Origin of the sequence: Pontibacterium sp. (assembly GCF_964228735.1) — a bacterium.
Taxonomy (GTDB): domain Bacteria; phylum Pseudomonadota; class Gammaproteobacteria; order Pseudomonadales; family Balneatricaceae; genus Pontibacterium.
This window is the reverse complement of sequence record NZ_CAXRBQ010000095.1, coordinates 1-9,636: the sequence shown is the minus strand read 5'-3', so window position 1 is coordinate 9,636 and position 9,636 is coordinate 1. Positions and strand designations below refer to the sequence as shown.

The window sequence follows — 9,636 nt, the reverse complement described above, 5'->3', positions numbered from 1 at the left end:
ATCCGGACTCCCATGAACGGTGTGATCGGCATGTCCGAACTGCTCGGAAATACCCTGCTTTCAACCCAACAACGGGAGTATCTGAGCCTGATCCAGCAATCAGCGGACACCTTATTAAGGCTGTTGAACGATATCCTCGATTTCTCAAAAATCGAAGCCGGTAAGCTGGAGTTGGAGGCGATTGACTTCAAGCTACGGGATACGCTGGGTGACACTCTGCAGGCGCTTGCTGTCAGGGCCTCCGAAAAGGGGCTGGAGCTGGTCGGGCATATTCCGCCGGAGGTTTCCGATGCGTTGATTGGTGATCCGGGACGCCTGCGGCAGATCATCGTCAACCTGGTCGGGAATGCCATCAAGTTTACCGAACAGGGGGAAATACTGGTCGAAGTAAGGCAGCAAGCGGTAACAGCCGAAGAGGTTTCGCTGCTGTTTTCCGTCAGTGATACCGGCATTGGCATTCCGCCAGAACAGCAACAACATATTTTCGACTCCTTCAGTCAGGTCGACAGTTCCATCTCCCGTCGCTTTGGCGGTACCGGCCTGGGATTGGCCATATCTTCCCAACTGGTGGATATGATGGGCGGCGAGATGTCGTTGGACAGTACAGCTGGGGTGGGCACAGCCTTTCATTTCACCTTGGTCCTGAAGCGCCAGCAGGGCGTTTCTGCCGAGCCGCCGAGGGATCTGTCCGCTCTACATGAACTGCCGGTACTGATTGTTGACGACAACGATACCAACCGGCGCATCCTAAAGGAGATCCTGCTCAATTGGGCCATGAAACCTGATACTGCTGCTTCGGGAGCTGAAGCACTGGATAAACTGGAACAGGCCCGGATGGCGGGTAGACCTTATCACCTAATGTTGTTGGACATGATGATGCCCGGCATGGATGGTTTTGAGGTGGCGCAGCGGTTAAGGGCAGATTCTCGTTATGCTGATATGGCAATTATTATGCTGTCCTCCGTCGGTCAGTCCGAAAAAACGGTAAGCCTTCAGGACAGAGGGATCGCCCGTTGTCTGACCAAACCCGTGAAACAGTCCAATCTGCTGGATGTCATTCTTAGTTTGAAGGGATTAATTACCCAGCCAGAGGAAGTGGCGGTCTCGGATACGGCATCCATGCCAGGGGTGGCATCTCTGCATGTTCTACTCGCCGAAGATGGGCTGATAAACCAGAAGGTCGCTACCAAGTTGCTAGAGCAGCGCGGTTATTCCGTCGTTGTTGCCAATAACGGTAAGGAAGCCGTTGAGCGGTACGAACGGGAGCGTTTCGATCTGGTATTGATGGATGTGCAGATGCCGGAAATGGATGGTTTCCAGGCCACCCAGCGTATTCGGGAAATGGAAGCCGGTGGCGCATCGCACCTGCCGATTATTGCCATGACCGCCAATGCGATGAAGGGGGATCGGGAGCAATGCCTGGATGCTGGGATGGATGACTATATTCCGAAACCGATCCGTTCCCAGCAGTTCTACGACACGATCGAGCAGGTGGTGAAAGCTGCGGCATCTGAAGAAGGCATGCCAGCAATGGGCGTAACAGGGGAGAACTCACTTCAGAAAACACCCGCAGAAGAGGCATGCAAAGAGGTAGAGAGCAAAGAGGTTCAGACCCAAGAGAAGCTTGTTGAAACAGCGCCTGCTTCCCGAGAGGTGTTTGATCCAGATGGCGCCTTAGAGCAGGTTGGAGGTGATATGGAGATCTTAAAGGATCTGGTCGCGCTGTTTTACGCCGAGTGCCCGAAATTGATGGCTGAGATCCAGACTACGCTGGCTGCGGGGGATGCCGTGGCGCTGCGGCGCGCGGCGCATACCTTGAAAGGTAGCGCAGCCGTGTTTGCAGCGAAACGCACTGTGGCCAATGCGCTCCAGCTGGAACTCATGGCACGAGACGGTGAACTTGAGGCAGCCCCTGACACATTAGTAGCGTTGGAGGCGGAGGTTGAACAGCTCAAACAGGCCCTGCGGTCTCATTTCCCGCCAGCAGACTGACACGCCTTGTGCTCCGGTTTTTACCAAGCTTATATAAACCGGAGCGGAGACGTTGTAGGTCAGTATTTAGCGTTTGATGAGCGGCACATAATCGCGTTGTGCAGCACCTATATAGAGCTGTCGCGGACGTCCGATCACTTGATCCTTATCGACGATCATCTCTTTCCACTGGGCGATCCAGCCGACACATCGGGCAAGGGCAAACATCACGGTAAACATGTTTGATGGGATGCCCATCGCACTCTCGATAATACCCGAGTAGAAGTCCACATTCGGATACAGTTTTTTCTTGATGAAGTAGTCGTCTTCCAGTGCTATTCGTTCCAGCTCCAATGCGAGTTTGAACAGAGGGTCATCATGACGCCCAAGCGCGTCTAATACGTTCTGTGCTTCTTTCCGCAGCACACGTGCGCGTGGATCGTGGTTACGATATACCCGGTGACCAAAGCCCATCAATCTGAACGGATCATCAGGATCGGTGGCCCGTTTGAGGTATTTAGGCAGGTGTTTAACGTCGCCGATCTCGTGCAGCATGCTGAGTACCGCTTCATTGGCACCGCCATGCAGTGGCCCCCAGAGGGCGCTAATACCCGCCGAGATCGCTGCAAATGGGTTGGCACCGGTGGAACCGGCCAGGCGCACTGTTGAGGTAGACGCATTCTGCTCATGATCGGCATGTAGAATCAGGATTTTGTCCAGCGCCTGGGCCACGACCGGATTGACCTCGTATTCCTCGCTAGGCACTGCAAAGAGCATTTTCAATAGATTGCTGGAGTAGTCGAGGTTGTTGTCCGGGTAGATAAACGGCTGCCCGATTGAATGTTTATAGGAGGCCGCGGCGATGGTCGGGATCTTCGCCAGCAAGCGGATCGCGGAGATCTCCCGGTGCTGTGGATCATGAATGTCCAGAGAGTCATGGTAAAAGGCGGAGAGGGCGCCAACTACACCAACCATGATCGCCATCGGGTGGGCGTCGCGCCTGAACCCCTGGTAAAAGTTCAGCAGCTGCTCGTGCACCATCGTGTGGTGGGTGAGTAGATCATTAAACTGATCAAGTTGCTGCTGGTTGGGCAGTTCCCCTTTCATCAACAGATAGGCGGTTTCGCTAAAGCTGCTTTTCTCCGCCAACTGCTCAATGGGGTAACCGCGATACAGCAGAATGCCTTTTTCACCGTCGATAAACGTGATGTGGCTGGTGCAGGATGCGGTTGATTTGAAACCCGGGTCCAGCGTGAAAAGGCCCATTTCCCCATAAAGGCCCCGTATGTCCACCACAGGTGGACCGGCTACCCCCTGCTGGATCTCAAGGTCTAAGGTTTTACCGGTGCGGTTGTCGCGGATGGTGAGCGTGTTTTTTGACATGAGGCTGAACCTTGTGCGCCTTAGGAGCACTGTGTGGGGTTGTTACTTTACTGGGCTGCTTGGGGTGTCTTAGCCCTTGGATTTGCGGTCCTCCGGAGGCGGGAAGTTGTCACTCTGATGGCCGTGTCTATCTCAATCATAGGCCAGATTTGCAAGAAGATACGGGGTTAACCCGGTGACGGGAACCTGATACTCGACGGCGAATTTGATAAATCGACTTACCAATAGCGGATCGAATTTTTGACCAGGGTTTGCCGGAGTTTGATGATGGTACGCGCCATATCTCGGGCAAGGTTAAGGGTGATAATCCCGAAATCGAACGGTATCTCTTCATGCAGTCGACCATAGAGATCCGTTGAGACTTCCAGAATAATGCTGTCCTCGCGGGCAACCGCATACCCGGAGCGGGATTGCAGGGCGATCATCGATACATACCCGGTCTCCTCCCCAAAGGTGACATTACGGGTGTGATAACACTCGTTTTCGTATTGTGTCAGGAAGCTGAGGCTGCCCTGGCATACGATAAAAAAGCTACTTCCCTGATCACCAAAATCATAGATTCGCTCGCCTTCTTCCACTCGGTATAACGTGCCTTGGTTTACCAGGAACTCAACACCACGCGGAGACAGCGCGCCAAAAATGGAACCATCTCTCAGATGTTCCAGAGGAAGGTGTTGCTCAAGTTCGGCTACGGTGATTGGCTGCATAGCAGGATGTTTAATAGATCAGATGGAAACGGGACCTGCTATCAGTATAGATCTGCCGTGTGGTTTCTCTTGGTGGCCAGAATCCCCCGTTTACCAATACTTCGGATAGTTCGTTTTCCGCATCAGATTGTTATAAAGAGCGGCAACCACCACCAGAAGCAGCGCCCCGGTAAGCGTTGGAAACAGCAAAAAGTCCCACGCCGGTTGAGTCAGGAACACAATTACCGGATTTGAGCCTGCCGGTGGGTGGACGGTGCGGGTGGCGATCATCAGCGCAATCGCTGTGCCTACTGCGAGTGCGACAGACCACCAGGTTGGGCCGCACAGTGTGAGGAACAGCAGCCCAACGAATGAACTCAGCAGGTGGCCTGCAACCACATTTCTAGGCTGTGAAAAGGGTGCGTCCGGAAAGCCAAACACCAGCACACAGGAGGCGCCAAACGAACCCAGCACCAATACGGCCTCCAGGTTTTGGGCGAGGTATGCCAGTACCGCAATTGCCACAAATCCACCGATCCCCGCCAGTAGAATGTTGCTGACCGACTGCTTCGGCGGTAGGGCGGCGCCATCGCTTTTTAAGAGTGATTGAAGTGCAGGCATGTTGGTCTCCGCTTATGTTCAGCTTGGTGATGTGCTTGAAAGTAGACTGACCTGTCTACTTTTGTTGCATGGTAGACAGGTCGGTCTACCTGTGTCAACATCGTTTCTTTCAGCCCAATTTCGATCCTTATGTCTCCAAAACGCCTTCACCTGATTACCACCGCCTTCACACTTTTCTACCAAAAAGGCGTTCATGCCGTGGGTATCAACGAAATACTGGCTGAGTCAGGTGTGGCCAAGAAAACCCTCTACCATCACTTCAGTAGCAAAGACGATCTTGTGTTGGCGGTGCTGGAATATCGTGATGAGTGCTTCCGTAACTGGCTGCAAGCACGGCTGGAAGCGGCACCGCTTGGAATCGAAAAGATAGACGCACTGTTTGATGCGCTGGATGACTGGTTTAATGACCGCGTTGATGTGTTGCTGCCATTCCACGGTTGTTTCTTTATCAACGTGAGTGGGGAGTACAGCGAACTGGAGCATCCACTGCATCAGCAGTGTTCTCGCCATAAACAGCTGGTCGTTGAGCTAATCACCAATCAGGTGGAGAGCTTTATAACGGACTCCGATACAGTGGTTCAGATAAGCAATGCCCTGAGTCTGCTTAAAGAGGGGGCGATCACCGTTGCGTATGTGCAGGGAGATCGATCGGCAGCACTCAAAGCGAAACAAACCGCAAGGGCATTGATTGCTGCGTTATAAGCAAAGCATACCTTTGGGTGTGATCCACTGCGGTGATTGGCTGTTCCTCGAAGAATTCAACAAGGTCTCCATAAGTTCCTTGGCATAGTGATGCGTCAAGGCAGGTCAATTCCACCAAGCAGGAATGGTTAAAAAGATCTTAATGTCTTTTTATACATAAACGGCTAATGCTTTATAAAAAATCGTATTAAAAACCGGCGTTGAACTTCCTTTGCTTGGCCCTATTTAAATAAGTAGCCGAGGTCATCGCTTAAACGTAAGGTTGGCTGAGGCGTCACTTGTTTTTGTTTTGTATCGCTTCTTTAGGAGGATATATCATGAACGCAATTGATCTTTCCCCACTGTACAGAAATAGTGTTGGCTTTGATCGTTTGGCGTCACTACTGAATAGCGCGCTCACCAACGACCATGTTTCGTCCGGCTATCCACCGTACAACATCGAAGTACTCGACGATAACCAGTATGCGATTACGCTGGCTGTTGCGGGTTTTGACCGCTCAGAACTTGATATCAAAGTTGATAACGGCGTGTTGATCGTTAAAGGCGACAAAAAGCAGGATTCCGAGCACCGTTATTTGCATCAAGGCATCGCATACCGTGCGTTTGAGCGTAAGTTTAATTTGGCTGACTATATTGAAGTTGCCGGTGCCCAGCTGGAAAACGGTCTCCTAATGATTCGCTTGGTCAAGGAGATTCCGGAGGCTATGAAGCCTAAGGTGATACCCATTAAGCAGCAAGTGGAGGCGCTTGAACATAAAGTCGGCGATGCGGAAGTCATGCCCGCGGACGATAAAGATGAATCAACGCACTGATTAGCTATCAACCCCGGCGCAGCATATTGAGCCTGCGCTGGGGCTCATTTAATCCCAATGTTTTCAAACGGTGTTCCTTCAAAATCTGTTTAGGAGGTCAGATGAAGACTGGTCGAGCACTTAGTGATTATTCTCAGTTACTTCTCAAAGCTGAAGATCTGAAAAAGTCGGATGACCCATTTCATCATTGGGCGGCGAATCAATATTTGAATATCTATCGGTTTCTGACCAACACACGTTTGACGGTGTAAGGTGGTTTAGTTGTCGCCAACTGCAGAGCATCGTTCACAATTTGATGGTGCTCTGCAAAGTGCTAACACCGTACAGCTAGGAAAAAACAATTACAGTCGTGTTTTTACGTTACGGACACTGATATGAGACCGGGGCTTTGTTCAGTGACGGGCGCGGAAGTGCCATTCTCCCGGTGCGATATCGTTGGTCACCGCTTTCTTGATCGAGTCCTCGATCTCCGGTGAATCCAGATCGTACAAACCACACAGCGCCAATGCCCGACGCACATCTACGGATTGTCCGAGATATTCGTACATCACACGTGCGGCACACGGCATACGTTCACCACTGCCGGATACGCCCAGTTTCAGGCCGGTCAGGCGGGATACGCGGTTTTTGAAAGTAGGGAAGAGAATGGTCTGGGTGATCTCATGACCGGTCAGGGACTCGTAGTCCACCATGAAAATACGGTCGGTGAGGAAGTTCGCCATGCCCAGATACACACCGTGGTAGGTTTTTTCGTGTGGGCTCTCTTTCAGGCGTTCGGTGCGCTGGTAATAGATCTTGTCGTCCCGGCGCTCCAGGCAGACCAGCATACGCAGTAGTTTGCCCGGGCAGGCCATGGAGATGTGGTATTCGAAGTAGTAACCCAGGTACTTATCGAGACCGGCATTACCCAGCTTGCCAATATGCTCCAGGTGTTCGGTTTCAGGCAGGCCCGAATCTGTCGGTGTGGTGGCGCTTGGGCGCACCTGAATCAGACGCTGGAACTGGCTATGGGGCATCAGGATCTCATGCTCTTCTACACCGAAGAAGTCGCAGAAGCGGCGCATGGTGTTCGCAGAGGGCATAGAGCGTCCGCTCAAATAGCGGTTGAACTGCGGACGGTTGATGTTGAGACGACGGCACACCTCGGCGATGGATTTGTAGTAACTGCACAGCAGTCGGAGGTTGCGCGGAAAGTCTTGTGTCATCCTGGGTCCCGATTATTAAGCACAAACAGCTCTGAACGCCGGATAACAGCGTTGTAAGCGTGTTACGTGGTGGAAAGACGCTGGATCAGCAGCGATTTCGGCGCTATTTTAACGCCGGCTGCACACAAGAAAAAGCCCACCGCTGCAGAGCAGGGGTGGGCCATGTTTTCAGAGGTTAGAAATTACACCAGTTCGGCTTCTTTCTCGTCCTCTTTCTGGGAAGCAGCGGATTTAACGCCACAACGTTTTTCCCAGAAGGTCGCGTTCTTGATACCCAGTTTTGCCGGGTTGAACTCGTATTTAGCTACACCAGCTTTACGCTGTGCTTCGTAGTCCTTCAGAGCTTTCAGCGCTGGTTTGGACATGAAGAAGATGATCAGGATGCCGACGATGTTCAGCCATGCCATCAGGCCTACACCTACGTCACCCATGCCCCATGCCAGGTTCGCAGTTTTTACTGCACCGTAGAAAGTCGCAGCCATCAGAACCAGCTTCAGCAGTCCGGTCAAGCCAGGAATGTTGATGGAACGTTTCAGGTACGCAACGTTGGTTTCAGCGATGTAGTAGTACGCCAGAATAGTGGTGAAGGAGAAGAAGAACAGCGCGAATGCGATGAACGGGTTACCTACACCAGGCAGTACGCTTTCGATTGCCATCTGTGTGAACATCGGGCCATTCGCCGCAATGTCAGTAGAGATGTTCTGTACCAGGAATGCATCACCTACGCCGTGTACGTTGTACGCGCCGGTGATCAGGATCATGAATGCAGTTGCGGAACATACAAACAGGGTGTCGATGTATACAGAGAATGCCTGTACCAGACCCTGCTGTGCTGGGTGCTCAACTTCCGCTGCAGCGGCAGCGTGAGGACCTGTACCCTGGCCTGCTTCGTTGGAGTAAACACCACGCTTAACACCCCAGCCAATTGCAGCGCCCAGGCCTGCCATCGGAGTGAATGCGTCTTCCAGGATCATGCCGATGATGCCTGGCAGCATGTCTACGTTCAGCAGAACGATAACAGCAGCGATGATGATGTACGCCAGTGCCATGAAAGGTACAACAACCTGAGTGAAGTTAGCGATACGCTTAACGCCACCGAAGATGATGAAGCCCAGAATCAGAACAACGATGGTACCGGTCATGATCTTAGCCATGCTCAGGGTGCCCATAGAAGTTTCGATCATCGCGCCAGAACCGAACGCCTGTTCTACAGCGTTACCGATACTGTTAGCCTGCACGCCCGGCAGGAATACACCACATGCCAGGATGGTAGCAATTGCGAAGATCCACGCGAACCATTTCTGGCCCATCGCTTTTTCGAAGTAGTAAGCCGGACCACCACGGTACTGGCCTTCGTGTTCTTCTTTGTAGATCTGCGCCAGAGTCGATTCGGCGTATGCAGTAGCCGCGCCGAAGAACGCCACAACCCACATCCAGAATACTGCACCAGGACCGCCGAAGCCGATCGCTGCCGCAACACCTGCGATGTTACCGGTGCCTACACGACCAGACAGGGATACAGCCAGTGCCTGGAAAGAAGAGATACCGTGTTCGGAGCTTTTACCTGACAGCAGCAGGTTCCACATTTCACGGAACATGCGTACCTGTACGAAGCGGGTCATGATCGAGTAGAACAGACCTGCACCCAGGCAGAGGTAAATCAGCGCCGGACTCCAGATTATGCCGTTCATAAAGTCGACAAATGCTTGCATGAGAAAGTTCTCCTAAAAATGTGCCTTGTGAGCACTCTGTTGGAATTATTGTTGTATTGCGTCTCACCGCTTCCCAGTGGGTTAGGTCAGGGCGAGAAAAGTACAGCGTCCTGCTGTTGGATTACCCGTTCAGCTCGCCGCAGAGGGGAGTACGCAGTGCAGTGCGAATCTCATCTACAGACCTGGATTGGCTGATCAGATAATGCATTTTGGTGAACGCGGCTTCGAGGGTCAGATCGCCCCCTGGCACGACACCAATTCGGTTGAGGGTCGCCCCGGTTGCGTAGGCGCCCTGACTCACAGAGCCGTGTGGGCACTGTGTGATGTTCAGGATTGCAACGCCGCGCTCAGACGCGCGCTGCAAACAATCGATAAATGCTGGGTTAGCATCCGGCGGGTTGCCCGCGCCGTAGGTCTGTAACACCAGTCCTTTCAGTGACGAATGATCCAGCACGGCTTCAAGGATGCGTGCAGAGATACCCGGATAGGTCTGCAGGATGCTGACTGCGTCCGGATCAAACACCGGAATCTCACCCATGCTGCC

Annotated in this window: 8 protein-coding genes and 1 pseudogene; 3 read left to right on the top strand and 6 right to left on the bottom strand. The window is 52.6% G+C overall.

Features of this window, described 5'->3' with window-relative positions:
• A partial coding sequence (locus ACEQ15_RS10955) for a response regulator (protein WP_370279228.1) occupies positions 1 to 1,992 on the top strand: 1,992 nt, incomplete at its 5' end.
• A gap of 66 nt (positions 1,993 to 2,058) precedes the next feature.
• On the opposite strand, the gene gltA is transcribed toward ACEQ15_RS10955, so the two are convergent.
• The 3 genes from gltA to ACEQ15_RS10940 form a co-directional block, all read right to left on the bottom strand.
• Complete coding sequence (gltA, locus tag ACEQ15_RS10950) at positions 2,059 to 3,354, bottom strand: citrate synthase (protein ID WP_370279227.1); 1,296 nt, start codon at positions 3,352 to 3,354, stop codon at positions 2,059 to 2,061.
• Positions 3,355 to 3,572: 218 nt separating this feature from the next.
• Positions 3,573 to 4,061, bottom strand: coding sequence for a cyclic nucleotide-binding domain-containing protein (locus ACEQ15_RS10945; protein WP_370279226.1), 489 nt, complete (start codon positions 4,059 to 4,061; stop codon positions 3,573 to 3,575).
• Between the two features lie 90 nt (positions 4,062 to 4,151).
• Positions 4,152 to 4,661 (bottom strand): HPP family protein, encoded by a 510-nt coding sequence (locus tag ACEQ15_RS10940; RefSeq protein WP_370279225.1) that lies wholly within the window; start codon positions 4,659 to 4,661, stop codon positions 4,152 to 4,154.
• A gap of 129 nt (positions 4,662 to 4,790) precedes the next feature.
• On the opposite strand from ACEQ15_RS10940, the gene ACEQ15_RS10935 reads away from it, so the two are divergent.
• The gene (locus ACEQ15_RS10935; protein ID WP_370279224.1) at positions 4,791 to 5,363 is read left to right on the top strand and encodes a TetR/AcrR family transcriptional regulator; all 573 of its coding nucleotides are present in this window, start codon (positions 4,791 to 4,793) and stop codon (positions 5,361 to 5,363) included.
• A gap of 317 nt (positions 5,364 to 5,680) precedes the next feature.
• On the top strand, positions 5,681 to 6,175 hold the full coding sequence (locus tag ACEQ15_RS10930) for an Hsp20 family protein (RefSeq protein WP_370279223.1): 495 nt from the start codon (positions 5,681 to 5,683) through the stop codon (positions 6,173 to 6,175).
• 392 nt (positions 6,176 to 6,567) lie between these two features.
• Here the strand turns inward: ACEQ15_RS10930 and ACEQ15_RS10925 are convergent, their stop codons facing one another.
• The 3 genes and pseudogenes from ACEQ15_RS10925 to ansA all read right to left on the bottom strand — a co-directional run.
• Positions 6,568 to 7,380 (bottom strand): helix-turn-helix domain-containing protein, encoded by an 813-nt coding sequence (locus ACEQ15_RS10925; RefSeq protein ID WP_370279222.1) that lies wholly within the window; start codon positions 7,378 to 7,380, stop codon positions 6,568 to 6,570.
• Positions 7,381 to 7,562: 182 nt separating this feature from the next.
• The gene (locus ACEQ15_RS10920) at positions 7,563 to 9,092 is read right to left on the bottom strand and encodes an alanine/glycine:cation symporter family protein (protein WP_370279221.1); all 1,530 of its coding nucleotides are present in this window, start codon (positions 9,090 to 9,092) and stop codon (positions 7,563 to 7,565) included.
• 121 nt (positions 9,093 to 9,213) lie between these two features.
• Positions 9,214 to 9,636: pseudogene (gene ansA / locus ACEQ15_RS10915) on the bottom strand (asparaginase); the annotation flags it as partial.